The organism is Cryobacterium sp. M15 (assembly GCF_002929675.1).
In the GTDB taxonomy this organism is placed as follows: domain Bacteria; phylum Actinomycetota; class Actinomycetes; order Actinomycetales; family Microbacteriaceae; genus Cryobacterium; species Cryobacterium lyxosi.
This window is the reverse complement of record NZ_PJJW01000039.1, coordinates 351,910-377,529: the sequence shown is the minus strand read 5'-3', so window position 1 is coordinate 377,529 and position 25,620 is coordinate 351,910. Positions and strand designations below refer to the sequence as shown.

The 25,620-nt window shown below is 65.8% G+C and carries 22 protein-coding genes and 1 riboswitch; of the genes, 6 read left to right on the top strand and 16 right to left on the bottom strand.

Going from position 1 to position 25,620, the window contains the following annotated elements; genetic code table 11:
• Positions 1-14 precede the first annotated feature (14 nt).
• Positions 15-1,340 (top strand): hypothetical protein, encoded by a 1,326-nt coding sequence (locus tag CXY83_RS13110; protein WP_104197741.1) that lies wholly within the window; start codon positions 15-17, stop codon positions 1,338-1,340.
• On the opposite strand, the gene CXY83_RS13105 is transcribed toward CXY83_RS13110, so the two are convergent.
• Genes CXY83_RS13105 through CXY83_RS13085 form a run of 5 tightly spaced genes read right to left on the bottom strand, consistent with a single transcriptional unit; the run spans position 1,341 to position 5,188 of the window.
• On the bottom strand, positions 1,341-1,604 hold the full coding sequence (locus CXY83_RS13105; RefSeq protein WP_104197740.1) for a hypothetical protein: 264 nt from the start codon (positions 1,602-1,604) through the stop codon (positions 1,341-1,343).
• Positions 1,601-2,212, bottom strand: a complete 612-nt coding sequence (locus CXY83_RS13100) for an AAA family ATPase (RefSeq protein ID WP_233200902.1) — start codon at positions 2,210-2,212, stop codon at positions 1,601-1,603. The genes CXY83_RS13105 and CXY83_RS13100 overlap by 4 nt, the downstream gene beginning before the upstream one ends.
• Positions 2,205-2,999 (bottom strand): energy-coupling factor transporter transmembrane protein EcfT, encoded by a 795-nt coding sequence (locus tag CXY83_RS13095; protein ID WP_104197738.1) that lies wholly within the window; start codon positions 2,997-2,999, stop codon positions 2,205-2,207. Before CXY83_RS13095 ends, CXY83_RS13100 begins: the two co-directional genes overlap by 8 nt.
• Complete coding sequence (locus tag CXY83_RS13090; protein WP_199184960.1) at positions 2,996-4,525, bottom strand: ABC transporter ATP-binding protein; 1,530 nt, start codon at positions 4,523-4,525, stop codon at positions 2,996-2,998. The genes CXY83_RS13095 and CXY83_RS13090 overlap by 4 nt, the downstream gene beginning before the upstream one ends.
• 3 nt (positions 4,526-4,528) lie before the next feature.
• Positions 4,529-5,188, bottom strand: a complete 660-nt coding sequence (locus CXY83_RS13085; RefSeq protein ID WP_104197737.1) for an ECF transporter S component — start codon at positions 5,186-5,188, stop codon at positions 4,529-4,531.
• Between the two features lie 31 nt (positions 5,189-5,219).
• A riboswitch (TPP riboswitch) is annotated at positions 5,220-5,330 on the bottom strand.
• Between the two features lie 42 nt (positions 5,331-5,372).
• Between CXY83_RS13085 and CXY83_RS17470 the strand changes: the two genes are divergently transcribed.
• Positions 5,373-5,609 carry a hypothetical protein gene (locus CXY83_RS17470; RefSeq protein WP_146069933.1) on the top strand — a complete coding sequence of 79 codons (237 nt, stop codon included), beginning with the start codon at positions 5,373-5,375 and terminating at the stop codon, positions 5,607-5,609.
• 65 nt (positions 5,610-5,674) lie between these two features.
• On the opposite strand, the gene CXY83_RS13080 is transcribed toward CXY83_RS17470, so the two are convergent.
• From CXY83_RS13080 to gatC, 7 genes are all read right to left on the bottom strand, one after another.
• Positions 5,675-6,004: a hypothetical protein gene (locus tag CXY83_RS13080; RefSeq protein WP_104197736.1), complete on the bottom strand. Its 330-nt coding sequence runs from the start codon at positions 6,002-6,004 to the stop codon at positions 5,675-5,677.
• A 25-nt stretch (positions 6,005-6,029) separates the two neighbouring features.
• Positions 6,030-7,244: a DNA polymerase IV gene (gene dinB, locus CXY83_RS13075; protein ID WP_104197735.1), complete on the bottom strand. Its 1,215-nt coding sequence runs from the start codon at positions 7,242-7,244 to the stop codon at positions 6,030-6,032.
• A 183-nt stretch (positions 7,245-7,427) separates the two neighbouring features.
• On the bottom strand, positions 7,428-8,537 hold the full coding sequence (locus tag CXY83_RS13070) for a VIT1/CCC1 transporter family protein (RefSeq protein WP_233200901.1): 1,110 nt from the start codon (positions 8,535-8,537) through the stop codon (positions 7,428-7,430).
• Positions 8,534-8,806, bottom strand: coding sequence for a hypothetical protein (locus CXY83_RS13065; RefSeq protein ID WP_104197734.1), 273 nt, complete (start codon positions 8,804-8,806; stop codon positions 8,534-8,536). The genes CXY83_RS13070 and CXY83_RS13065 overlap by 4 nt, the downstream gene beginning before the upstream one ends.
• Positions 8,807-8,809: 3 nt before the next feature.
• Positions 8,810-10,333, bottom strand: coding sequence for an Asp-tRNA(Asn)/Glu-tRNA(Gln) amidotransferase subunit GatB (gatB, locus tag CXY83_RS13060; protein ID WP_233200899.1), 1,524 nt, complete (start codon positions 10,331-10,333; stop codon positions 8,810-8,812).
• Positions 10,333-11,880, bottom strand: a complete 1,548-nt coding sequence (gene gatA, locus CXY83_RS13055; RefSeq protein ID WP_104197733.1) for an Asp-tRNA(Asn)/Glu-tRNA(Gln) amidotransferase subunit GatA — start codon at positions 11,878-11,880, stop codon at positions 10,333-10,335. The genes gatB and gatA overlap by 1 nt, the downstream gene beginning before the upstream one ends.
• A 2-nt stretch (positions 11,881-11,882) precedes the next feature.
• Positions 11,883-12,179, bottom strand: coding sequence for an Asp-tRNA(Asn)/Glu-tRNA(Gln) amidotransferase subunit GatC (gatC, locus tag CXY83_RS13050; protein ID WP_104126006.1), 297 nt, complete (start codon positions 12,177-12,179; stop codon positions 11,883-11,885).
• A gap of 260 nt (positions 12,180-12,439) precedes the next feature.
• Between gatC and CXY83_RS13045 the strand changes: the two genes are divergently transcribed.
• The 3 genes from CXY83_RS13045 to CXY83_RS13035 all read left to right on the top strand — a co-directional run bounded on the left by CXY83_RS13045 (position 12,440) and on the right by CXY83_RS13035 (position 15,669).
• Positions 12,440-13,426: a zinc-binding dehydrogenase gene (locus CXY83_RS13045; RefSeq protein WP_104197732.1), complete on the top strand. Its 987-nt coding sequence runs from the start codon at positions 12,440-12,442 to the stop codon at positions 13,424-13,426.
• Positions 13,427-13,465: 39 nt separating this feature from the next.
• Positions 13,466-14,287 (top strand): aldo/keto reductase, encoded by an 822-nt coding sequence (locus CXY83_RS13040; RefSeq protein ID WP_104197731.1) that lies wholly within the window; start codon positions 13,466-13,468, stop codon positions 14,285-14,287.
• A gap of 239 nt (positions 14,288-14,526) precedes the next feature.
• The gene (locus CXY83_RS13035) at positions 14,527-15,669 is read left to right on the top strand and encodes a glutathione-independent formaldehyde dehydrogenase (RefSeq protein WP_104197730.1); all 1,143 of its coding nucleotides are present in this window, start codon (positions 14,527-14,529) and stop codon (positions 15,667-15,669) included.
• A 298-nt stretch (positions 15,670-15,967) separates the two neighbouring features.
• Here the strand turns inward: CXY83_RS13035 and ligA are convergent, their stop codons facing one another.
• The 3 genes from ligA to CXY83_RS13020 all read right to left on the bottom strand — a co-directional run bounded on the left by ligA (position 15,968) and on the right by CXY83_RS13020 (position 20,729).
• Positions 15,968-18,220, bottom strand: coding sequence for an NAD-dependent DNA ligase LigA (ligA, locus tag CXY83_RS13030; protein WP_104197729.1), 2,253 nt, complete (start codon positions 18,218-18,220; stop codon positions 15,968-15,970).
• Entirely contained in the window at positions 18,213-19,454 is a 1,242-nt protein-coding gene (gene mnmA, locus CXY83_RS13025; protein ID WP_104197728.1) for a tRNA 2-thiouridine(34) synthase MnmA, read from the bottom strand. The genes ligA and mnmA overlap by 8 nt, the downstream gene beginning before the upstream one ends.
• Before the next feature lie 63 nt (positions 19,455-19,517).
• Positions 19,518-20,729: a cysteine desulfurase family protein gene (locus CXY83_RS13020; RefSeq protein WP_104197727.1), complete on the bottom strand. Its 1,212-nt coding sequence runs from the start codon at positions 20,727-20,729 to the stop codon at positions 19,518-19,520.
• Positions 20,730-20,799: 70 nt separating this feature from the next.
• Here CXY83_RS13020 and glgX point away from each other — a divergent pair, with 70 nt between their 5' ends.
• Positions 20,800-22,878, top strand: a complete 2,079-nt coding sequence (gene glgX, locus CXY83_RS13015; RefSeq protein ID WP_104197726.1) for a glycogen debranching protein GlgX — start codon at positions 20,800-20,802, stop codon at positions 22,876-22,878.
• A 5-nt stretch (positions 22,879-22,883) separates the two neighbouring features.
• Here glgX and glgP read toward each other — a convergent pair whose 3' ends face one another.
• Positions 22,884-25,451 carry an alpha-glucan family phosphorylase gene (gene glgP / locus CXY83_RS13010; RefSeq protein WP_104197725.1) on the bottom strand — a complete coding sequence of 856 codons (2,568 nt, stop codon included), beginning with the start codon at positions 25,449-25,451 and terminating at the stop codon, positions 22,884-22,886.
• Between the last annotated feature and the right edge of the window lie 169 nt (positions 25,452-25,620).

The window sequence follows — 25,620 nt, the reverse complement described above, 5'->3', positions numbered from 1 at the left end:
TCTAACCTTGGGTCATGAGTTCCTTCCGTCCCGGCCGCCTCGTCGGAATTTCGGTCGGAACGGTGGTCATCCTCAGCCTCGGCATTTACGGCCCCGCCACTTTGCTGGGCCCCCTTCCGCGCGTCACCGCCACCACCGTCATCCCTGCCTCGACAACCGCAGCGCCTACTCCCCCCGTTCTGTCCGCCAACGGCGCAAGTGCCATAACCGTCCTCGCTGCGACGACCAGCGACGCATCTGGCACGATCTCCACCGGCACCGCCTCAACCAGCGCAGCCACGGCCAGCGCGGCCACAACCAGCACGGCGATTCCCGAGCCCCTCGCGGTCGCGGGAACCACTCAGGCGCTCCCCATGGCATCCATTGCCAAAGTCGTGACCGCCCTGGTCGTTCTTGATGAAAAACCGATCGTGACGGGCGAGAGCGGCCCGGTTGTGACGCTCACAGCCGCCGACTTTCAGAGCTATCTCGATTACGACAAGGCCGGTGCCCGCTCAGTAACTGTGTTCGCTGACGAACAGTGGACCGAGCTCGAATTGTTGCAGGGCTTACTGCTCGGATCGAGCAACAACCACGCCGACAGTTTGGCCCGCTGGGCGTTCGGGTCGGTCGACGCCTACGTGGTCGCCGCCAACGCCTGGCTGGCGCACAACGGGCTAGCGGATACCGCCGTCGTGGATGCGACCGGGCTGCACGACGCCAGCGCCGGCACCGCCACCGACCTGGCCCGTCTGGCCGGCCTCGCCGCAATCGACCCGATCGTTTCGGCAATGCTGGAGAGTCCCGCATCCGCTTTGGCAAACCGCCGTGGTGTGCAGAACACCACGTCGTACCTGCCCGAGGAAGGCATCACGGGCATTTCACGCAGCTACACGGATGCAGCCGGCGTCTGTTTCCTGTTCACCGCCGAGATCAGTGACGGTGCCTCGAGCTTCACGTTCTCGGGTGCTTACATCGGCGAACCTTCCTATGATGCGCTCACTGCGGATCTGACCGCGCTCATGGCGAGCGCGCGCACTGGAGTTGGCCCGTTACCGGTGCTGGCCGCCGGTGACGCATACGCGACGTTCGAATCCGCATGGGGTGATGACGCCTCGGCCGTGGTCGGCGTCTCGCGCACGCGCTATGCCTGGCAGGCCGCCAGCCCGGAGGCCGCAACGGTCACGCTCAAGGATTTCACCACGGCCCGCACCGGTGCGAACATCGGCCAGGTACAGCTCAGCGTCGCCGGGGAGAAACTCTCGGCCGCCTTGAAACTCGACCAGGCCATCAACGACCCTGGAGTCGGCTGGCGGCTGCTCCATCCGGTCATGATGATCTCGGCATTGCTCGACCAGTAACTAGATCGGATCGACCTCGGCGTCAACCGGATCGCTTTCGCCCTGGTCGAAGGCGTAGCGCACGCGGAGTTGCCCGCTCACGTCTCGTTGGTCGACCTCGTCGTACCAGAACACCGATTCCAGTCCGGCGACGGCGGCCACCATGCTGATGCGTGCCTCGTGTTTGCCGCGCACGAGGGCCCGGGAATCGATCTGACCCTCGAGCGGGCCATCGATGAACTCGGCGACGTACAGGGTGGGGGTTGCGCTGTCAGTATTGCTCATGGCAAACAATCTAGTCCTCTGCGGCCGGAGCTGCCCGCCCGTAATCGAACGGTCGCGCGAGGTTCAGGCCCCTCCTGTTTGAGATAGGTCGCCCACTCCTGCTGCCACTGGTCCCAGTGAGTGCGAAATGCTTCTCCGTCGCGATCGAGCGCACGTTGTTTACGCAGAGCGTCGTCGGCCGCGAGCCAGACCCGCACGTGACTGAGCGGTTCGTGTGCGGCCGCGAGAGTTCCGCAGCCCTCCACGATCAAGGGGCGGGCCGCGTCGAGCAGATTCCACTCCGCCGCCTGACTCGTAGTCCAGTCGTAGCGCTGCCACGCCGCCGGCAGACCTCGGTGTCGTGGCTGGAGAACGTAACGGTGCAGGTGACAGACGGCCGCGTCGAGGCCGTCCCAGCCGGGATAGATGTCGTCCATCCGCACCAGTTGAGGGGTGTGCGGGCCAGGCCAGTGCCTTCTCAATGCGTCCGCGAGGGTGCTCTTCCCCGCACCGCTAGGACCGTCGATGAGCACCACGGGGTTCGGGCCGGCAGCGGCCACGGCCTGCAGTAACGGCGCCAGCAAGACCATATCGTCGTGTACGGCCTTTCTGCTATCGGTATCAGGCAAGAATGAAGCTCCAGGTTTCAGCCCACACCGCAACGCCAATGGCGATACCGGCAATGGCGAATCCGATGCCGACCAGGACCGCGTCGGCCGCTCGGACCCGCGACGGTCGTGCCCAGGTGCGGGGCTCGTCGCTGCCGAATCCGCGCGCCTCCATGGCCGTGGCGAGTTTACTGCCCCGACGCACCGAAATGACGAGCAGGGAAAAGGCCGGGCCGAAGAACCGGCGAGCGGCGCCGCGCGGTCCACCGCCATCGCCGACCCCGCGGGCTCGACGGGCAAGCGTGAGCGAGTGCCAGTCTTCGATGAACATACCTACGAGTCGCAGACCAGCCAAACCGCCGAGCACAAACCGCGCGGGCAGCCGCAGCACCTGGGCGAGGCCATCGGCGAGGTCCGTCGGATCCGTCGTGGCGAGTAGCACGATACCGGGCAGACCGATGGCGAGCACCCTCAGCCCGATGGCCAGGCCGAGCTGGGCTGAGCCTTCGGTCACCGAGATGAATCCGAACTGCCACAGCAGCGCGCCGGAGTCTTCGCCATAGAGCACCGTCGTGATCGCAGCCATCGGGGCCGCAATCCAGACCGGTGCCGTTCGCAGCCAAAATTGTCGGGCGCTCAGGCCGCACCAGAGCAAAAGTCCGGCCTCGAGCAGCAGGGCGACTCCGGCCGAGACCCAGTCGATCGAGAGCAGCAGCGCACAGCTCACGATCAGGGCAACTGCGAGCTTGGCGACCGGGTTGAGTCGGGCGACGACGCTCGGGCGGATCGTCGGGGTCAGCAGGCTCATGGCGCTCCCGTCCCGAGCCGGATCGGGTCAGGCATACCAATTCGGTATTCCTCGTCCGCGAGAGCGTTGACGAACTGGGCGTCGTGGGTGACCGCGACGAGCGCGATGCCCTCATCGAGCAGCTCGGCCAGAAGGGTCACGAGTTCCTGCCAGGTACGAGAATCCTGCCCGAAGGTCGGCTCATCGAGCACGAGCAGGCGAGGACGGGTCGCGAGAACGGTGGCGACGGACATCCGCCTCTTCTCGCCACCCGACAGGGTGAACGGGTTGGCGTCGGCGAGATGATCGAGTCGCAGCCGGTGCATCAGCTCGTCGACGCGGCTGGTCTGTTCGGCCTGGCTGAGCCCGAGGGCGCGCGGGCCGATCTGCAGGTCGGCCCGCACCGTCGCGGCCAGGAATTGGTGTTCCGGGTCTTGAAAGACGGTTCCAATGCGGGTCAGCAGCTGCTGGGAACGCCAGCGGTGCGGCTCAGAAACGATACCGGCCGCAAACGTGTCACTTGCCTGCAGCGTTCCCCCGGCCGGCTTCAGCAGTCCGGCCAGCGTGAGGGCGAGGGTAGATTTTCCGGCGCCGTTGGGGCCGGTCACAACGGTGGCGGTGCCGGCCCGCAGGTTGAGGGTGATGCCAGCGGCGACAACGGATGCCGCACGCCGTCCAAACGGAACGCGACCCACCGCGAGCCCCTCGGCCCGCAGCAGGGTCTGCACCGAAGTGATTGGAGAGCGCGTCGGAAACCGGGGGGGCAGGGCTGGTACCCAGACGCCGGCCTGCGCCAATCGCTCACCTTGCCTCGACAGGATTTCGCGGGTGGGGCCGTCGGCCAGCACGCCGCCGGCCGGGTCGAGCACGATGACGCGGTCGACGACGTCCTGCCAGACCTCGACCCGATGCTCGATGACCACAAAGGTGGCCCCGGAATGATCGAGGGAGCGCACAACGGCGTCGCGCACCTCGATGACACCAGTGGGGTCGAGGTTCGCGGTCGGTTCGTCGAGCAGCAACAGCCCCGGCCGCATAGCGAGCACGCCCGCCAGAGCCAGGCGTTGCTTCTGCCCGCCGCTCAGGCTCGAGGTGGGGTGGTCGAGGGGCAGGTCCAGGCCGACCTCGGCAAGAGCCTGCCGCACCCGCGGCCAGATCTCGGCGCGCGGGACGGCGAGGTTCTCGCAGCCGAATGCGACATCATCTCCGACCCTGGCCAGCACGACCTGGGAGTCCGGATCCTGCAGCACGAGTCCGACCCGCCCGCGCGCCTCGGCCGCGCGGCGACCGTCGATGAGCAGGCTGCCGGTCTCGTCGCCGTCTTCGACATCGCCGAGCACTCCGGCCAACGCGTGCATGAGGGTACTCTTGCCGGCACCGCTGGCACCGAGCAGCAAAACCCGCTCGCCGGGCGTGACCTGCAGGTCCAGCCCGGACACCGCCTGATTGTGGCGCCCGGCGTGGCGCCAGCCCCAGTCGCGGGCTCGAATCTGTACGGCGCGGATCTGCGCGCCGTGACCGGCCGGGAACGGCGGGGTGTCCAACATCCGCTAGCTGATCGCGGCGGAGGGTGCTCGCGACCCTTCCCGACCGGCAGCAAACCGGCTCAGCGCACCGGTGCGGGCCAGGCCGCGCACGGCCAGCCAGGACAGCAGGCCGGCCAGCACGGTGCCCGACACGACAGCGGATACGAAATAGACGACCCTGTAGCCGAAATCCAATGCCGCATAGCTCGTGAAGGTCGTGTCGAGCAGACCTACTGCCACGCCGGCGCCCGCGCCAGCGAGAAGGGCGACGCCGAGTCGCCAGTTGCTATAGAGGAATAGCGCGAGGATGATTTCGGCGCCCAGGCCTTCGACGACGCCCCAGATGAGCGTGGAGAATCCCCACTGGGTGCCGATCAGCATCGACACGACAGCGGCGACGACCTCGGTGTACACGGCTGCGCCGGGCTTTCGGATGATGAGACCGCCGAGCACTCCGGCGAACAGCCAGCCACCGGCGAGGAGACCCTCGAGGCCGGGCGTGAACGCGAGGATCGCACTGAGCGGGGACCAGGCCAGGCCCCAGGCCCAGAAGATGACGCCGCTCGCAACGCCGATGACACTCGCGACGACGATGTCGACCACGCGCCAGCGAAAGTTGCGGGGCTTCTTCGCCCTCGAAGCCTGGCGAGTGGACTGACGGAGTGAAGACGTTGTAGCGTGCACTGTTCGTGCCCTTTCCGTAGGTGAATACAGGGCACGGGATCGAGAAGCCTCCCTGCGCTGGCATGATCCAGATCAGGTTCGACGGTCGAAGCTTGGTCAGCTTCCTCTCAGCCCGGTGTACCGGACTCCCGTGATACCGCCAATTCTAGCGCCCCGCCTAGACTTGCGGCATGGGAATCACGACATGAGTATCAGCATCCTGCTCGTGTTGGCGGCGCTGTATCTCCTGCTGATGCGTCGGTTCCTGACGCGGCGTCGGCGCATCGCCCGGGGATTGCCGGTAAGCAGCCCGTGGCACTTTCCGCCCTGGCTGCGACTCAGGGTGCCACGGTGGGCGCGCCGTCGGTTCGCGCGCCGGCCGCGCCGGCCCCGCCGTATCCGTTCTGCTCGTCGCCCCCGCCGCTCGCCCGGGCCCACCTGAGGAACCGGGCCGAGTTTATAGACTGGGCCTGCGGCCCGGGCCCAGGCCCCGTCCAAAGAGCGGGGCTACTTCTTGAGGGCTCGGATTATTCGGGCCAGGGCGCGCCCGGCGACCAGAAGGAATGGCACACCGACGGCGAGCAGGGCGATGACGTTCGGCTCAAACCGAGCGGTGCCGCCCGACTTGACATAGGCACCGATCGGCAGCGATACGCCACCGCCGCCCCCACCGGATCCGACAGCACCGCCTTCGCCGGCATCACCGCCACCGAAACCGTAATAGCTGAGCGCCACCGGTATGAGGGTGACGCCGTCAATTTGCACGGGATCACCGTAAGCCGATTTCACACCGGCGGAACGGAAGGTTTCTGCGAGTTTTTCCGGGAGGCTGGTCATTCCAACAGGGTAGCCGACTCGTGCCTTATGGGCGAGGCTTGAAGAAGGAGGCCGAACGCACTGTTCCCGCCCCGAATCGCTCGGTCACGGAATCGACTGCCAGCTCGGCCCCGCGCCAGTCCTCGTCGGGATCCCATAAGCCAACCGATCCCGACGCTGGACCGAGCTGCTCGGCCCGCACCCCGATCAGTCGCACCCGAATACCCGACGCGGCCAGCAGGTCGAAGGCAGCGACTGCTTCCTCATAGATTCGCCGGCCGACATTGCTCGGTTCAGCGAGGGTGCGCGACCGGGTAACGGTACTGAAGTCTGTGTAGCGCAGCTTGAGTGCCACGCGCCGTGCCACGAGATCGCTGCGCCGCAGCCGTGCCGCTACAAGGTCGCACTGCCGCAGCAACTCACTGTGCAGTCGGTCGATGTCGGTCACGTCGTGTTCAAAGGTCACCTCGTGGCCGACGCTCTTCTCTTCCCGCTCGACCGTTACCGAGCGTGGGTCACGCCCCCAGGACAGTTCGAACAGCTTCACACCGGAGGCCTCCCCCAGTGTTTTTTTCAGCACGTCCAAGGGCGTGCGGGCAATATCGCCGATGAGTTTCAGGCCGAGGCGCGTCAGCATCTGCTCAGTAGCGGACCCCACGCCCCAGAGTGCGGTCACGGGCAGCGGATGCAGAAACTCCACCGTCTTGTCGGCCGGCACGACGAGCAGACCGTTGGGTTTGGCCAGGCCGGAGGCAAGTTTGGCGACGAACTTGGTCGACGCCGCGCCGACGGAGCAGACGAGACCGGTTTCGGCGAACACGCGGGCGCGGATGAGTTCGCCGATCACAGCCGGTGAACCGAACAAATTAGTCGCGCCGGCAACGTCAAGAAACGCTTCGTCGATGCCCAGCCGTTCCACCAGTGGCGTGACGTCGTCGAAGATACTCATCACTCGGGTGGAAAAGTCTCGATACTGTCCCATGTGCGGCTCGAGTACGATCGCGTTCGGGCACTGGCGCAACGCGAGCGACATGGGCATGGCCGAGTTCACACCGTATTTTCGAGCGATGTAGTTGGCCGCCGTGACGACCGAACGGCCGCCGCGGTGGCCGACGATCACCGGCAGATGCGCGAATTCAGGGTGAGAGAGCAACTCGACCGAGACAAAGAACGCGTCCAGATCAACGTGCAGCACCGTCGCCGAACGGTCGTCGACGTCGTCCGCCGAAATCTGCCGCCCGCTGCCATCCTGTCTGCCCACCGAAAAACCCTAACCCGATCCGGCTCATATGCACTACTGACAGAGGGAAAATACAATTCCAGGGCATAACTCCTGCAATTCACTGTTGAAAAATGTCGCGACCGCGTCTTTTCGCGGAAGCCGTGCATCACGTCACGCAATCTGCAGGAGTTATGCGACGGGACGACACGTTTTATCGGGCAGCTAGCCGAGCGTCGTGCCGAAAACCAGCCCGAGCAGGTACGTGACCGCGGCCGCGCCCAGGCCGATCACGAGTTGTCGCAGCGCACGCTTCAGCGGCGGACCGCCAGAGAGCAGGCCGACGACTGCGCCGGTGGCCAACAGGGCGACGCCCACAAGAATGGTGGCGACGATGATAGCCGCGTAGCCGCTCATGCCGAACAGGTAGGGCAGCACTGGCAGCAGCGCCCCCGAAGCGAAGAAGCAGAAACTCGACAGGGCCGCTCCGGTTCCGGTGCCGATGGCCTCGTGTTCGTCATGCGTGGGGGCCTGCGGGCTGACGGCGGAGATCGGTCCGGTCGCCGCGTAGGCGGTAGCGAGCACCCCGCGGGCGTGCGCCTCCGCCTCGTCTTCGGACATGCCCCGGGCCCGGTAGACAAGGGTCAGCTCGTTGGCAGCGAGATCCAGATGGGAGAGCACGCTCTTGGCCGGCGCGGCGGGGGTGGAAGCTTCGAGCAGTTCTCGCTGGGAGCGCACCGAGACGTACTCGCCGGCACCCATCGAGAGCGCCCCAGCCAGGAGTCCGGCGATGCCGGTGAACAGAATCGTCGCGGCCGGGACCCCGGTCGCCCCGATGCCAAGCACGAGGGCGAGGTTGCTCACCAGCCCGTCGTTGACACCGAACACGGCGGCCCGAAAGGTACCCGACAGGCGTTTGCGGCCCCGGGCGGCGAGGCCACGCACGACCTCTTCGTGCACGGTCTCATCAGCGGCCATGGCGTTGGTCGCGTCCGCATCCGCGTTGTAGGGCGAGCGGCCCTCGGCCCGTTGAGCGAGGGCGAGCACGAACACCGACCCGAACCGTCGAGCGAGCAGCGCCAAAAAACGGGTGCGCAGCGCGCCGCGCCTCGGTGAGCCGATATTGCTGCCGAGCAGTTGCCGCCAGTGTTCTTCGTGCCGTCCTTCGGCATCGGCGAGGGCGAGCAAAATCTGGCGCTCCTCGCCCGCACGACGGTTCGCGAGGTCGCGATACACGGCGGCTTCGGCCTGTTCGTCAGCCAGGTACTGCCGCCACCGCCGGATCTCGCGGGTCGACGGGGTGCGCTCGCCCGGCCCTGGAGTGATCGCGTTCACGCTTCCGGCGCTGCTTCCAGAAAGCTCTGCGGGATGCGCGCGGAATCGTGCGGGCCCGAGCCGTCGAGGCCGAAGAATGGTTCCTCGAATCGAACGACCCAGAATTTTTCCCGCACGACGGTCGGAGCGTAGAGCCCGGAGCCCTCCGACTCCCCCGCCGCCACGATCACGCCGATCGGGTCGTCAAGGAGCGACTCGGGAAACCGGGTGCGATCGAGCCGAACGATGACCTGCACGCCCACTCCGAAGACAGCGCTCTGACCACTCATGCGTTACTCGATCGCCTGGGCTCGTTCGAGCACGAGTTCGCGCACGCGCGCGGCATCCGCTTGTCCACGCATGGCCTTCATGACCGCGCCGATCACCGCTCCGGCGGCTTGCTGCTTACCGCCCCGAATCTTGGCGAGCACGTCGGGCTGGCCGAGCAGCGCGGCATCGATGGCCGCCACGAGCGCACCATCGTCGGAGACGACGGCGAGGCCGCGGGTGTCGACGACCTCGGCCGGGGTACCCTCCCCGGCGATGACTCCCTCGAGTACCTGGCGGGCCAGGCGGTCGGTGAGGGTTCCAGCCTCGACGAGTTCGATCAGCGCAGCGAGCTGCGCCGGTGTCACGAGCGAGTCGGCGGCGACCCCGGCCGCGTTGGCGAGCCGGGCGATTTCGCCGGTCCACCACTTGCGTGCGGCGTGAGCGGATGCCCCGGCAGCGACGGTCGCTTCGACCGCGTCGAGCAGGTCGGAGTTGACGACGTCCTGAAACTCGAGGTTCGCAAAACCCCACGCTGCCTGCAGGCGCTTGCGGCGGGCCGCGGGCGGCTCGGGCAGGGTCAGGCGAAGTTCTTCGACCCATTCGCGCGACGGCGCCATCGGCAGCAGGTCGGGCTCAGGAAAGTAACGATAGTCATCGGCGTCGCTCTTGGGCCGACCGGCACTCGTGACTCCGGTGTCTTCGTGCCAGTGCCGGGTCTCCTGCGTGATGGTGCCACCGCCCGCCAGCACGGCGGCCTGGCGCTGGATCTCATAGCGCACGGCGCGTTCGACCGAGCGCAGCGAGTTGACGTTCTTCGTTTCGGTGCGGGTGCCGAGTACGTTCGACCCGCGCGGACGCAGGGAAACGTTGGCGTCGCAGCGCACATTGCCCTCTTCCATGCGGGCGTTGGAGACGCCGAGCGCCTTGGCGATCTCACGAATGGCCGCGACATAGGTCTTGCCGATCTCGGGGGCGTCGTGTTCGGCGCCCTCGATCATCTGGGTGACGATCTCCACCAACGGCACTCCGCCGCGGTTGTAATCGACGAGAGAGTAGTCGGCACCCTGGATGCGTCCGGTGGCACCACCCATGTGGGTGAGCTTGCCCGCATCGTCTTCCATGTGGGCGCGTTCGATCTCGACGGTGACCAGACGGCCGCTTTCAAGTTCGATCGTGATCGAACCGTCGTGGCAGATCGGGTCGTCGTACTGGCTGGTCTGAAAGTTCTTCGCCGTGTCGGGGTAGAAGTAGTTCTTGCGGGCGAACCGTGAGTGTTCCGCGATCTCACACCCCAAAGCCAGCCCCAAGCGGATGCTGGATTCGATCGCCTTTTTGTTCACCTGCGGCAGCCCGCCGGGCAGGCCGAGGCAGGTGGGACAGGTGTTCGTGTTGGCGCCGGAGCCGAACTCGTTGGCGCAACCGCAGAACATTTTGGTTTTGGTGTTGAGTTCGACGTGAACCTCGAAGCCGAGCACCGGCTCGAACAGTTCGAGTGCTTTGTCGAAGTCCATCAATTCGGCCCGGTTCTTCATTTCTGCGTTGGGCATCAGACGGCTCCCTCTTTACTAGCAAACATTTCGGTCGGGGTCAGGGCTGGTGCCTGGCTGAGCATAGTGTGCCCCCAGCGCGCTTCGAGCAGCTGCTCGATGGCGGCACCGACGGTGTAGAGGCGGGCATCCGCTTTGGCGGGGGCCATGATCTGCAGGCCGACCGGCAGGCCGTCTTCGGGCGCCAGACCGATCGGGATGCTCATGCCGGGTATGCCGGCGAGGTTGGCCGGAATGGTGGTCACGTCGTTGATATACATGGCCATCGGGTCGGCGAGCTTCTCACCGAACTTGAATGCGGTGGTCGGAGCACTCGGCGAGACGAGCACGTCGACCTGGCTGAACGCGGCGGCGAAGTCACGCTGAATGAGCGTGCGCACCTTCTGCGCGCTGCCGTAGTACGCGTCGTAGTAGCCAGCGCTCAGGGCATAGGTGCCGAGGATGATGCGGCGCTTGACCTCGTCGCCGAAACCCGCCTCACGGGTGGCGCTCATGACGTGCTCGCTCGTGAGCGAGCCGCTGGCCGGGTTGACCCGGATGCCGAAGCGCACCGAGTCGAAACGGGCCAGGTTGCTCGAGGCCTCGGCCGGCAGAATCAGATAGTAGGCAGCGACGGCATACTCGAAGTTTGGGGCGGAGACCTCGGTGATCTCGGCGCCGGCGGCGACGAGCAGGGCAAGGGTCTCCGTGAAGCGCTGGGTGACACCGGCCTGGAATCCATCGCCGGCGAGTTCCTTGATGACGCCCACGCGCACGCCCTTGAGGGCGCCGTCCGTGAGGCCGGCTTGGGCCGCGGCGGCCATCGAGGGCCAGCTGTCGGTCAGCGACGTGGAATCCAGCGGGTCGTGCCCACCGATGACGTCGTGCAGCAGGGCGGCGTCGTAGACCGTGCGGGAGACCGGGCCGACCTGATCGAGGCTCGACGCGAGGGCGATAGCCCCATAGCGGGAGACTCCGCCGTAGGTCGGCTTGACGCCGACCGAGCCGGTCACGGCGGCCGGCTGGCGAATCGATCCGCCGGTGTCGCTGCCGAGGGCGAGCGGCGCCTGAAAGGAAGCGACGGCCGCGGCCGAACCGCCACCGGAGCCGCCGGGGATGCGGTCGCGGTCCCAGGGGTTGCGGGTGACGCCATAGGCGGAGTGCTCGGTAGAGGACCCCATGGCGAATTCGTCCATGTTGGTCTTGCCGAGCGGAATCAGCCCGGCCGCACGCAGGCGCGCGACGACGGTCGCATCGTACGGCGGCACCCAGCCCTCGAGAATTTTCGACCCGGCGGTGGTGGGCATGTCCTGGGTGGCGAGCACGTCTTTGATCGCGATCGGAACACCAGCGAGCGGGTTCAACACTTCACCCGCAGCGCGGCGGGCATCGATCTTCGCGGCGGCGTCAAGGGCGGCGTCGCCGGCGACGTGCAGAAAAGCATGCAGGTCGGTGTCGACTGCCGTGATGTGGTCGAGGTGGGCGCGGGTCGCTTCGACGGCGCTGACCTGCTTGCTGACCAACAGTTCACTGAGAGCAGCGGCGGAGAGCTTGGTGAGATAGGTCATGTTTACTCCTCGTCCAGAATGGCGGGCACGCGGAATTTGTCCCCGGCGCGGTCTGGCGCACCAGACAGGGCCTGCTCCACCGTCAGCGAGGGCACGACGACGTCGTCGCGGAACACATTGGTCAACGGCATCGGGTGGCTCGTAGCCGGTGTATCGGCTGTGGCAACCTCAGACACTTTGGCGATCGAGTCGACGATCTGGCCGAGGTCACGGGTGAGACTGGTGATCTCGAGGGGGCTGAGGTCGATCCGAGCAAGGTATGCCAAATGGGCAACCTGCTCGGCCGTGATTTCAGACATGGTGCTCCGATACGCATTGGGGTGGATGCTCCAATCCTATTCGCCAGCCGCCGCGAGCCCGATCCGCCAACCGCACCAGATCCGCACTCACGCCCCTGTTGCAGTCCGTGTCCGCTACCGGCACCGGGAGCGGACACGGCACCGAGTGGTCATTATTGATCTTGATCGAGTGAAGATTCGTCTCGCCCACGACGAGAAAAAACCCGGCACGAAGCCAGGATTTCAGCAGGACGTAACCGTTTAGGAGCACACTAAAAGATATGAGAGCAATTGTTGTCGACCAGAAACCGGGCGGATCCGTGTTGTCCATGCGGGATCTCTCAAGCCCTGAACCGGGCCCGCATCAGGTGAAGATCCGTGTGCGGAATGCATCGGTGAACCGTGCCGATCTGGGCCAGCGCGCGGGAACCCACCAGCCGGCCAGCCCAGGCAGCGCTCCGGTCGTCGTGGGGCTCGATGCCGCGGGCGACGTCGTTACGGTGGGAAGCGAGGTGACGCGCGTTCACGTCGGGGACCGCGTCATGGCCATCGTCAGTGGAGGTTTGAGCGAGGAAGTCGTTGTCGACGCTGCGCTGGTTATACCGATTCCGCCGGCGTGGACCTACGCGGAGGGTGCTGCTGCCATCCTCGGCTTGATGACTGAGCACAACGCGCTCCGCACCGCGGGTGAGCTTGAGCCGGGCGACACGGTGCTCGTTCATGCGGCTGCGTCAACGGTGGGGCTTCAGTGCGTACAGCTGGCAAAATACCTGGGCGCTGGACTGATCATTGCCACCGTTCGCACGGACCGGGCAACGGACCTGCTCCGTTCTTCGGGTGCCGATCACGTAATCGAGGTTGGCGAGGCCGGTTTTGCGGATCGGGTTCTGGAACTGACGGACGGCCGCGGGGTCGACGTCATCGTCGACCATGTTGGTGGCCCCTATCTTGCGGAGAATATTCGCTGCGCCGCGCTCCTGGGACGCATAGTCGGTGTGGGCCGCCTCGGCGGTGCCCACGGTGATCTTGATCTGGAAGCACTGGCCTTCAAACGAATAAGCATCATCGGGGTCACCTTTCGTACCCGTGACGCTGCGGAAAAAGCCGCCATCGTCGCCGCGCTGCTGTCCGACGTCGAGCCGGCTTTCGAAGCGCTGCGCCCATCGATTGATCGGATCCTGCCCTGGACCGAAGTTCAACAAGCGCAGGATCTCATGGCCGCCAACTCGCACCTGGGCAAGATCGTTCTCAGTCTTCTGAATACGTAAGCCAGACCGTCTGGAAATGCACACTAGGTAGGGAACTATATGCGCGAAACCGACTTCTTCAACGGCGTCCAGGTGCCCGTGATCGGCCAGGGAACCTGGCATCTCGGTGAGGACGCCGCGAAGCGAAAAACCGAGGTGTCGGCCCTCTGCGCGGGGATCGATGCCGGCCTGACCGTGATCGACACCGCCGAGATGTACGGCGATGGCGCCTCGGAAGAACTGGTCGGCGAGGCCATCCGCGGCCGACGCGATGACGTCGTGCTGGTCAGCAAGGTCTACCCACACAACGCGAGCCGGAGCGGCGTCGTGGCGGCGTGCGAGCGCAGCCTGCGCCGGCTCGGCACCGATCGTCTCGATGTCTATCTACTGCATTGGTCCGGCAGTTTTCCACTGTCCGAGACCGTCGACGGGTTCGAACACCTCCGTGCGGCAGGCAAGATTCGAAGCTGGGGGTTATCGAATTTCGACCGGGATGATCTGAAGCAAGCGCCCGACGGATGCGCCACCAATCAGGTGCTCTACAACCTCGGCAGTCGGGGCATCGAATTTGATCTCCTGCCCTGGCAACAACGCGCGGGCATGCCGCTCATGGCCTATTCGCCACTCGGTCAGGGACCGGCCCTGCTCGAGCATCCACTGCTGGCCGAAATCGGAGAGCGGTACGGAGTGACCGGTGCCCAGATCGCGCTGGCCTGGGTCATCCGGCAACCAGGCGTCATCGCGATCCCCAAAGCTTCGTCCCTCGAGCACGTGCAGCAAAATGTCGGCGCGGGCGCGGTGGTTCTCGACGCCGCGGATTGTCTGTCACTGGATAGCACATTTCCGGTGCCCCACAGCAAACAACCGCTCGATATTCTGTGACGCCGTCCACTTTTTTCTCCGAAGCGCACTCCGGCCAGGCGGAGTGCGCTGAATGTGGTCACCGCCCTTCCAGCCCCCCTGCTGGGGCACAGTGGCAGGTCACGTCTGATCGTGATACTACTGAGACATGCTCATTTTCTGCACAGCCTGAGGCTGTCGGGCATTCATCCATTCAATACCTCCGAAAGTGAAGACGGACCCTCCGTCTTACACGGTCACAAATTCAGGGAGTGAAAAAAATGAAAGCAGTCGTTTATAAAGGCCCCAACGAGGTCAACGTCGAAGAAGTTCCGGATGCCAAGATCGAACGTCCCACTGACGTTCTCGTGCGCATCACGGCGACAAATATTTGCGGTTCAGACTTGCACATGTATGAAGGACGCACCAATTTCGAGACTGGACGCACGTTTGGCCACGAGAACATGGGCGAGGTCATCGAGGTCGGTAACGGCGTCGATGCGGTCAAGGTCGGCGAGCACGTCGTGTTGCCGTTCAATATTTCTTGCGGGTTTTGCAAGAATTGCGAACGCGGTTTCACCAACTACTGCATGACCACTCAACCAGACCCGGTCGGCGCGGGCGCCGCCTACGGCTTCGCTGGCATGGGTCCGTACCCCGGCGGGCAGGCACAAATGCTGCGTGTGCCCTACGGCGACAACAACTGCCTGCGCTTGGGTGAAGACGCCGTAGAAAAGCAAAACGATTACGTGATGCTCTCGGACATCTTTCCAACTGGCTACCACGCTACCGAGATGGCCGGCGTCATCCCCGGTGACACGGTCGTGGTCTACGGTGCTGGTCCGGTCGGGCTCATGGCTGCCCTGTCTGCCATGATCAAGGGCGCCAGTAAAGTCTGGGTTGTGGACCGACGCCCCGACCGGCTGGCCCTCGCCGAGCAGATCGGCGCGATCGCCGTTGATGACTCAAAGACGGACCCGGTTCAATTCGTACTGGACCAGACCAAGGGTATCGGCGCTGACCGGGGATGTGAATGCGTAGGCTATCAAGCCCACGACCCCCAGGGCACCGAGGATCCTGCCATGACTCTGAACCGGCTGATCCAGTCCGTGCGCATCACCGGGGGCATCGGCGTAGTCGGTGTCTTCCTGCCGGCGGATCCTGGCGGCTTCGACGAGAACGCCAAGCAGGGCAAGCTTGCTATTGACTACGGCCTGCAGTGGCTCAAAGGCCAGAGTATGGGCAGCGGCCAATGCCCGGTGAAGAAATACAATCGGCAACTGCGCGACCTGATTGCCGTCGGCAAGGCCAAGCCATCGTGGATCGTCTCACACGAGGTCCCGCTCAGCAAAGCCGCGGATGCCTACAAGAACTTCGGCGACCGCAACAACGGGTGGACCAAAGTCATCCTCAAGCCCGAATAGGGCAACGTCGAACGAACTCGCCGCAGCGCGATCAACCCTCAGACTCGACGAGTGAGGGCGTGAACTCGAGTTCGTTCAATGATCCACACCGAAAGCGCAACCAGCACAAGCTCCAACATGGGCGCGACCTTCGGCGGGGCGGCACTTGCAAGTGCCGCCCCGCGTTCAGCGCGGCGCCCTGATCAGAGGAGCCACCCGTGCCGACGCAGACCCCACGGGATAGCGACAATTACATCGCCGTAAGCCACGTGCGGGGCGGGAGAAATCCTACGAGAACGCAAGTGGCCGGCGTAGCAGCCTATGTGGATGCCGGCGCGGCCGCCAACCCGGCCGGCCCCTCCGTGAGCAGGGTTCGAAATTCGTCGGCGTCGAGGATTCGAATACCGAGGGTTTCGGCCTTGCCGAGTTTCGATCCGGCGCCCGGCCCTGCTGCCACGAAGTCCGTGTTCTTGGACACGCTCGATGCGCTTTTACCGCCGGCGGCGATGATCGCCTCCTGCGCGCCCTCCCGGGTGAAGCCCTCGAGTGATCCGGTGGCCACGACGGTCAGCCCCGCGAGCACTCCCCCGGCGGCCTCGGCCGCGCCCGGACCGGGGTGGCCCGGCGTGGCGAACTGCACGCCGGCCGCGGCCCACTGGGTGACGATATCTTCGTGCCAGTCCACCACGAACCAGGCGAGCACTGCGTCGGCGATGATGCCGCCAACCCCGTCGACCCCGGCGAGTTCTTCGCGGGTCGCCGCACGAACGGCGTCGAGTGAGCCGAAGTGGTTGGCCAGTGCCCGGGCGGCGACCGGGCCGACATGACGGATGTTCAGGCTCACCAGAATGCGCCACAGCGGCTTCGTCTTGGCCTTCTCGATCTCGGTCAGGAGCTTGAGCGCGCTGGAGGACGGCTGCAGGCCGGTCAGACCCTGCTTCTTCTCGGCCGGACTCGGATTGCGACAAAACGGCATACGAATTTTCGCAACTCCGTCGTCTTCCTTCGGCAAGCCCGTTTCGGCGTCGCGCACGATCACCTGGATGGGCAACAGGTCGGCAAGTTTTAGGGCGAACAAGCCGGCCTCGGTCGACAGCGGCGGTTCGGCCGGCACGGTCGGCTGGGTGAGCGCAGAAGCCGCGACCTCGCCGAGCACCTCGATGTCGAGCCCCCCACGGCTGCCGATGTGTTCGACCCGGCCGCGCACCTGCGCGGGGCAGCTGCGCGCGTTCGGGCAGCGCAGGTCGATGTCGCCCTCTTTGGCCGGGGCCAGCGGGGTGCCGCATTCCGGGCAGTTCTGGGGCATGACGAATTCGCGTTCGGTGCCGTCGCGCAGTTCGACGACCGGGCCCAGTACCTCGGGAATGACGTCGCCGGCCTTGCGCAGCACGATCGTGTCGCCGATCAGGACCCCTTTGGCCTTGACGACGTCCTGGTTGTGCAGTGTCGCCTGGCGTACCTCGCTGCCGGCCACGAGTACTTTTTGCATGACCGCGAAGGGGGTGGCGCGGCCGGTGCGGCCGACACTCACGACGATGTCGAGCAGTTTCGTGTTGACCTGCTCCGGCGGGTATTTGTAGGCGATCGCCCAGCGCGGCGCCCGATTGGTGGCACCAAGCTCGGCGTGCAGGGCCAGTTCATCGATCTTGATCACGATGCCGTCGAGTTCGTGCACGACGCTACCGCGGTGCGCTCCGTAATACTCGATGAACTCAGCCGCCTCGGCGACCGATGGGACCACGCGAAAGTAGCTGCTGGTCGGCAACCCCCAACCTTGGAGCAGGCCGTAGACCTCGGACTGGGTCTGCACGGGCGGGTTCTCCCAGGCGCCGATACCGTGAACGAGCATGCGCAGCCGACCCAGGCGCGCCTTCATGAGGCGCAGCTGGTCCGCGTTTTTGCCGGAGGCTTTCTGCCGCAACGACCCGGCCGCAGCGTTGCGGGCGTTGGCGAACATACGCTCGCCGGCCGCGGACTGCGCCGCGTTCAGTTCGTCGAACGCGACCGTCGGAAAGAACACCTCTCCGCGCACCTCCATGAGCGACGGATGCCCGGTGCCAGCCAGGCGACTCGGGATGCCGGGCACGAGGTCGATATTCTCGGTCACGTCTTCGCCAACGACCCCGTCGCCGCGGGTCGCGGCGGAGACGAGCACTCCATTGGCGTACCGCAGGTTGATGGCGAGGCCGTCGATCTTGAGCTCGCACAGGTAGTGCACCGCGCGACCGGAGTTCTCCGCGGCTTTGCGAGCCCAGGCCTCGAATTCTTCGAGGGAGAAAACGTTGTCGAGGCTGAGCATGCGTTCGGCGTGTGTCACCGGGTCGAACAGGGTGACTTCGGCCCGACCACCAACCGTTTGGGTGGGGCTGTCCTGGCTCGCCAGCTCGGGATGCAATCGCTCGAGTTCGCCGAGGTGCTGAACCAGCCGGTCGTACTCGGCGTCGGAGATGACGACGGTATCGCGCTCGTAATAGGCGTCACGGGCAGCGAGCACGCGGGTAGTGATATCGGCAGCCTCGGCGGCTGCGGCGCTCAGCGCGTCGGGTGTGGTGGCAGCAACGGACTCAGGCATTGACCGGGACGGGGCTGGCCGAAGCGGTGGGGACAGTACCGGTGGGAACAGAAGCGGTGGGGACAGTACCGGTGGGAACAGAAGCGGTGGGGACAGAAGCGGTGGGGACAGTAGCGGTGACAGCAACCGGAACGGCGCTGACAGTGCGGTCGATGGTGCATTGGCCGAGTACCCGGGTTCCGACATACACGACGGCGGTCTGCCCGGGGGCGACGCCAGCCAGCGGCTCGTTCGGAATGATGCGTAACTCGACCGAGCCGCGGACTCCGGTCACTGCGGTGGTCGAGACGACCTGGGCCACCGCGGGTACCGGGTCGGCGTGGGCGCGGATCTGCACGTGGCAGGGGAACGCGACATCTGGATGTTCGGGGGCAAGCCCCGCCCAGGTGTATTTGTTGCCGGCGATCTCCTTGATAGCGAGAGCCTCCTTCGGACCGACGACGACCGTGTTGGTGATCGGACGTACCTCGAGCACGAAGCGCGGCTTGCCGTCGGCGGCCGGAGTGCCGATCGACAGTCCCTTGCGCTGGCCGACGGTGAACGCGACGGCGCCGTCGTGCTGGCCGAGGGTGTTGCCTTCCCGGTCGAGGATGTTGCCGGTCACCGGGGCGACGCGTTCGCCGAGCCAGCCCTTGGTATCGCCGTCGGGGATGAAGCAGATGTCGTAGGAATCGGGCTTGTTGGCCACCGAGAAGCCGCGCTCGGCCGCTTCGGCGCGCACCTCGGCCTTGGTCGGCGTGGCTCCGAGCGGAAACATGGAGTGGTTGATCTGGTCAGCGCTGAGCACGCCGAGCACGTAGGACTGGTCTTTCGCCCAGGCGGCCGCGCGGTGTAGTTGCTTGTTGCCATCGGCATCCGTCAGAATACTCGCGTAGTGGCCGGTGCAGACGGCGTCGAAGCCGAGGGCCATAGCCTTTTCGAGCAGGGCGGCAAACTTGATCTTCTCGTTGCAGCGCATGCACGGGTTCGGCGTGCGGCCGGCGGCGTACTCGGCGATGAAGTCGTCGACGACGTCGAGTTTGAATCGTTCTGAGAAGTCCCAGACGTAGTACGGAATGCCCATGATGTTGGCCGCGCGCTGGGCATCCATCGAATCTTCCACGGTGCAGCAGCCACGGCTGCCGGTACGCAGTGTGCCCGGCATCCGGCTCAGCGCCAGATGCACGCCAACCACCTCGTGTCCAGCTTCGACCGCGCGCGCGGCTGCGACGGCGGAATCAACACCGCCACTCATTGCTGCTAAAACCTTCACTCAACGAGTGTACGCGGAGTGCCCGTTTGAGCAAACGTCAGCCCGTCAGTGCCCGGGCACCCGATCGGCCAGACCGGCAACGAGCGCCTGGGCGTGGGCTGCGGGCAGAGCCGCGAGCAGCGCGTCGACGTCGGCGTCGGTCGACGTATGGCCGAGGGTGATGCGCAGGGCCCCGCGGGACTCGACCTCGCTGCGTCCCATCGCCCGCAGCACGTGCGAGGGTTCCGGCACCCCGGCCTGACAGGCTGATCCGGTCGACACCGACACCCCGGCCGCGTCGAGCAGGAACAACAGCGAGTCGCCCTCGCAGCCGGGAAAGCTGAAGTGGGCGTTGCCCGGCAGCCGGGTGGTCGGGTCGCCGTTGAGTACGGCGCCGGGAGCGACCCGCGCCACACCGGCAATCACCCGGTCGCGCAGCGCCGCCAGGCGAACGGTTTCAGTGCCTCCCGCCCCTTCTGGCTGCCGGGCCGCCCGCTGCTCGACGGTGATGGCGGATGCCGCCACCGCGAACGAGACCGCCGCCGCGACATCCTGGGTGCCGCTACGCACCTTGCGCTGCTGGCCGCCGCCGTGGATGAGCGGCTCGACGGTCGTCGCCCGGCCGAGTACGAGCGCGCCGATGCCGACCGGGCCGCCGACCTTGTGCGCCGATACGCTCAGCGCCGACACACCAGCGGCGGCGAGCGTGCGAAAGTCGACCGGAACGTACCCGTAGGCGGCGACAGCGTCGACGTGCACCGGAATGCCGTTGGCGGCGGCGAGCGCCGCCACCTCGGCGACGGGCTCGAGGGTACCGACCTCATTATTGGCCATGATCACACTCACCAGCGCAACGTCCAGGGGGTCACGCGCAATGGCATCCGCCAGCGCGCCGAGGTCGATGCGTCCCTCATGATCGAGCGGAATCCACTCGACGATGGCTCCGTCGTGCTGTGCGAGCCACTCCACCGTATCGAGGGTCGCGTGGTGTTCGCCGCCGGGCACCAGAATGCGCCGGCGCGGGGCGCGGGCCCAAAACAAGCCCTTGATGCCGAGGTTGATCGCCTCGGTGCCGCTTCCGGTGAAGACGACTTCGATCGGATCGCAGGCGAGACTGGTGGCCACGATCTCGCGCGATTCTTCGAGCATCCGTTTGGCATTCTGGCCCTGGCTGTGCACCGAGGCAGGGTTACCGACGACGCTCATCGCTTCGGCGTAGGCGGCAATAGCGGCGGGAAGCATCGGCGTGGTCGCCGCGTGATCCAGATAGACAACCATGCCTGCCATTTTACAGTCGAGCGGATGCCGGTGGTCGTCACGCTCGCCCACACTGATTACTCTTGAATCCATGAGTTCCACCGACCCCCTGCGCAACCTCGGTGTGCGACTAACCAGCGCCGGCGGCGAACTCCGCGTCTGGGCCGAACATGCCGACGCCATGGACCTGTGTCTGTTCGACGAGATCGACCCGAACTGGATCATCAAAAGCGTACCGATGGCGCAGGATGCGCACGGCGTGTGGTCGGGCAAATCGCGCACGCTGTCACCGGGGCGCCGATACGGCATCCGTGTGTCGGGCCCGGCCAGCGCACAGAATTCTTTTCACCCCGAGAAGACCCTGATCGAACCGTATTCACGTGGTCTGGTTCGGGTCGGCGCCGGATTGTGGCAGTCCTCGGTGGTCGACGACAATTTCGATTGGAACGGCGCCGAGAAGCCGGGCACGGCCCTCGATCACACCGTGGTCTACGAGGCGCACGTGCGCGGCCTCAGCCGGCTGAACCCGCTGGTTCCGGCCGCGCTGCGAGGCACCTACGCCGGTCTCGCCCACGAATCCACCATCGCCTACCTGAAGGACCTCGGCGTGACCGCGGTTGAACTCTTGCCGGTGCAGGCGTTCGTGTCGGAGCAGCGCTTGATCAAACAGGGCCTGATCAACTACTGGGGCTACAACACCCTCAATTTCTTTTCCCCGCACGCCGACTACGCCACCCAGGCTGCCCAGTCCGCCGGGCCGGCAGCGGTGCTGCGCGAGTTCAAGGGCATGGTCAAGCTGCTGCACGAGGCGGGGCTCGAGGTCATCCTCGACGTCGTCTACAACCACACCGCCGAGGAGGGTCGCAACGGCCCGGTCACGAGTCTGCGCGGCATCGACAACGCAGGCTACTACCGGCAGGACGAGTCCGGTGCCTACATCGACGTAACCGGCTGTGGCAATACGGTCAACTTCAGCCACGACGTGCCGAAACGGCTCGTGCTCGATTCGCTGCGCTACTGGGCCAACGACCTGCAGATCGACGGGTTCCGCTTTGACCTGGCGGCGACGCTCGGCCGCGACGGCGGCGTCGTCTACGACCCGGAGCATCCGCTGCTCACCGAGATTCGCGACGACCCGGAGCTGGCCGGCGTGAAACTCATCGCGGAGCCGTGGGATGTCGGCCAGGGCGGCTGGCAGACCGGTAATTTTCCGCCCGGCTGGACCGAGTGGAACGACCGCTACCGCGACCGCATGCGGGACTTCTGGCTTTCGGATATGAAGAGCCTGCGCCTGAGTGGCTCAGCCGGCAGCGGGATCGGACGGTTCGCGACGCGGGTCGCCGGTTCCTCGAACACTTTCTCCGAGAAGCGCGGCCCACTCGCCTCGCTCAACTTCATTACCGCGCACGACGGGTTCACCCTCGCCGACCTGACCGCGTACGACGTGAAACACAACCTCGGCAACGGCGAGTCGAACCGTGACGGCACCGACAACAACAGCTCGTACAACCACGGGGTGGAGGGGCCGACTCGCGACGTGGCCATACTGGCCACCCGTCGCAAGGCCATGCGCAACCTGCTCGGCACTCTGCTCCTGTCGGCCGGCATCCCCATGCTCACCGCTGGCGACGAGTTCGGGCGCAGCCAGCGCGGCAACAACAACGCCTACTGCCAGGACAGCGAGCTGACCTGGCTGAACTGGGATTTCGACGACTGGCAGCAGGACCTGCACCGGGTCACTCGCCGCCTGCTGCAGCTGCGCCGGGAGAACCCGGCGTTGCGTCCGGTGCACTTCGGGCGGTTCGGTGAGACCACGCCGAGTGCCAGCCAGCTTGACTGGTACAACATCGACGGCGAGGCGCTCACCGGCGACGCCTGGAACTCGCCGACCGAGCGCACTCTGCAGTACATGGCGGCGTCGACCCCCGAGCATGAAGCGTTCAATCGCATCCTGCTCGTGATCAACGCGCGGGAGCAGGACGAGACGGTCACACTGCCCAGGCATGAGGGAGTGGATGCGTATACGTTGCTCTGGGATTCCAGTCACGACGACCTGCGTGACTCGGTCATCGAGCATGCACCGGGCACTTCCCTGTTCGTTCCGGGTGCCTCGATGCAACTCATGCGCGCTCACGGCGCGCTCGTGCCGCGCCGCACGCCCCTTGCCTGAGCCAGCTAACCTGCGACGGCGACCAGGCCCATTTCGGCTGGGCTGATGAGCAGGTCGTTCTTCGGAACGACGCGCACGGTGTAACCGAACGTTCCGGCCCGGTCGAGTTCAACCGTTCCCGTGAACAGGGTGGCGCCGCCGGCGGGTGCTTCTTTCACCAGTGCCGGTTCGAGCGCCTGAGTCACCACATCGCGCAGTTCATCGGTGCCGACGCTTTTACCGTAGACAACCTCGACGGTCACGTCTTCAGCGACGAGTCCGCCGAGCTGCACGTGCGCGCGCAGGTGCAGCTCATCACCCACTTCTGGCACCGACGAAACGCCGCCCGATTCGACGTGGGTCACCGCGACCTGCGGCCAGGCCGAGACGATCCGCCCTTTCCAAGCCGCCAGTTCGCGGGCCGCGCGGTAGTTGTTCGCCGACATGAGCGCTTCGTAGTGCCCGGCCGGGCGATACAGACGTTGCACATACTCACTGACCATGCGGTCAGCGGAAAGTGCGGGCGACAGGGTACTGAGGGTGTGCCGGATATTTGACACCCATCGTTCGGGTACGTCGTCGCCGTTGCGTTCATAGAACGTCGGGGCAACCTGGTGTTCGATCAGGTCGTACAGCGCCTCGGCTTCGAGCCGGTCCCGTTCGGCGGAGTCACCGGCCGAATCGGCCGACGGAATTGCCCATCCGTTCTTGCCGTCATAGTATTCCGGCCACCAGCCGTCGAGAATCGACAGGTTGAGGGCGCCGTTCAAGGCCGCCTTCATGCCGCTCGTGCCGCAGGCCTCGAGCGGGCGGAGTGGATTGTTGAGCCAGACATCCGTTCCCGGATACATGAGCTGGGCCATCGCAATGTTGTAGTCGGGGAGAAAAGCGATGCGCGTGCGCAGGGCCGGATCCGCCGCGAACTGCACGATCTTCTGAATCAGTCGTTTGCCCTCTTCATCGGCGGGATGTGACTTGCCGGCGATGACGATCTGAATCGGATGCTCCGGGTGCAGCAGCAGGGCGCGCAGACGTTCAGGGTCGTGCAGCATCAGGGTCAGGCGCTTGTAAGTAGGAACGCGGCGGGCGAATCCGATGGTCAGCACGTTCGGGTCGAACACCCGGCCCATCCAGGCCGGGGGGATCCCGCCCGGGTTCTGGTCGCGCCAGGCATTATGCAGACGGCGGCGAGCATCCTCGACGAACTGCAGGCGCATCTGCCCCCGCACCGACCACAGGTCCTGGTCGGACACATCAGGGGAGGCCCAGTTCGCCGTCGAGGTGTCGCTCGTGCCGAGCTTGGCGTTGGCGAGGCTCTTCAGCGCCGGGTCGGTCCAGCTCTGCGCGTGGACACCGTTCGTGATGGACGTAATCGGTACATCCGCTGAATCAAAACCAGGCCAGAGCCCGTTGAACATTCTGCGACTGACCTCGCCGTGCAGGGTCGAAACGCCGTTGGCGTGCTGGCCGAGGCGTAATCCCATGACGGCCATGTTGAACACCTCCGAGGATCCCCCGGAGTAACTCTCCGCTCCGAGCGCAAGCAGGTCTTCCACGTCGACGCCGGGCAGCAGATCGGTGCCGAAGTAGCGCCGCACGAGGGAACGCTCGAAGCGGTCGATGCCAGCGGCGACCGGAGTGTGGGTGGTGAACACGGTTCCGGCACGGGCCACCTGCAGGGCTTCCTGAAAGTTCAGGCCCTCGCCGATCAGGCTGGAGATGCGCTCAAGGCCGAGGAACCCGGCATGGCCTTCATTGGTGTGGAACACGTCGGGCTCCGGCAGTCCGTGCAGCGAGCTCCACAGCTTCACGGCGCGGGCACCGCCGATGCCCAGCAGGAGTTCCTGGAGCAACCGATGTTCGCCGCCGCCGCCGTACAGGCGGTCGGTGACCAGGCGCAGGTCGTCAGCATTCTCGGGAATGTCGGCGTCGAGCAGCAGCAGGCGAACCCGACCCACCTTGGCCTGCCAGACGCGGGCATGCAGGGTGCGGTCGTCGGGCAGGGCGAGGGACACCTGCACGGCCGAACCGTCGGCCCGGCGCAGCACGGCGAGCGGCAGCCCGTCGGGATCGAGCAGCGGGTAGCTCTCCATCTGCCAGCCGTCAGGCGAGATGGCCTGGCTGAAGTAACCGGCACGATAGAACAGCCCCACGCCCACCAGTGGCAGGCCGAGGTCGGACGCGCTCTTGAGGTGGTCACCGGCCAGAATGCCCAGGCCCCCTGAATACTGCGGCAGGGCAGCGGCGATGCCGAACTCCGGTGAGAAATACGCGATCGCAGCCGGTTTTTCGCCCTCGAGCCCCTGGTACCAGCGTGGTCGATCGAGATAATCGCGCAAGCCGTCTCTGGTGGATTCAACCTGCGTCACATAGTCGTGGTCCTGCGCCAGCTCGTCGAGGCGACGTGGGTCGACGGCGCCGAGCAGGGCGACCGGATCGGCACCGATCTCGCGCCACAGCTCAGGGGCGATGCGCTCGAACAGCTGCCGGGTGGGTTCATGCCACGACCAGCGGAGATTGCCGGCAAGCTCCTCGAGAGCCGCGAGGGGCCCGGGGAGAACGGCACGGACAGTAAATTTGCGGATGGCCTTCACGAGGTCAACCTTAGGGGTGCCGGGTGACTAATCTGTGACACCTCGATCGACGCGCGCGGGCACGCCCGATGGAATCGACGCGCGCGGGCACGCCCGATGGAAGGGGAGCGCCACGGCCGCTGTTCACGCTACGGTCATGGTGTGGCCAAGACAGCAGCGAAAAAGACGA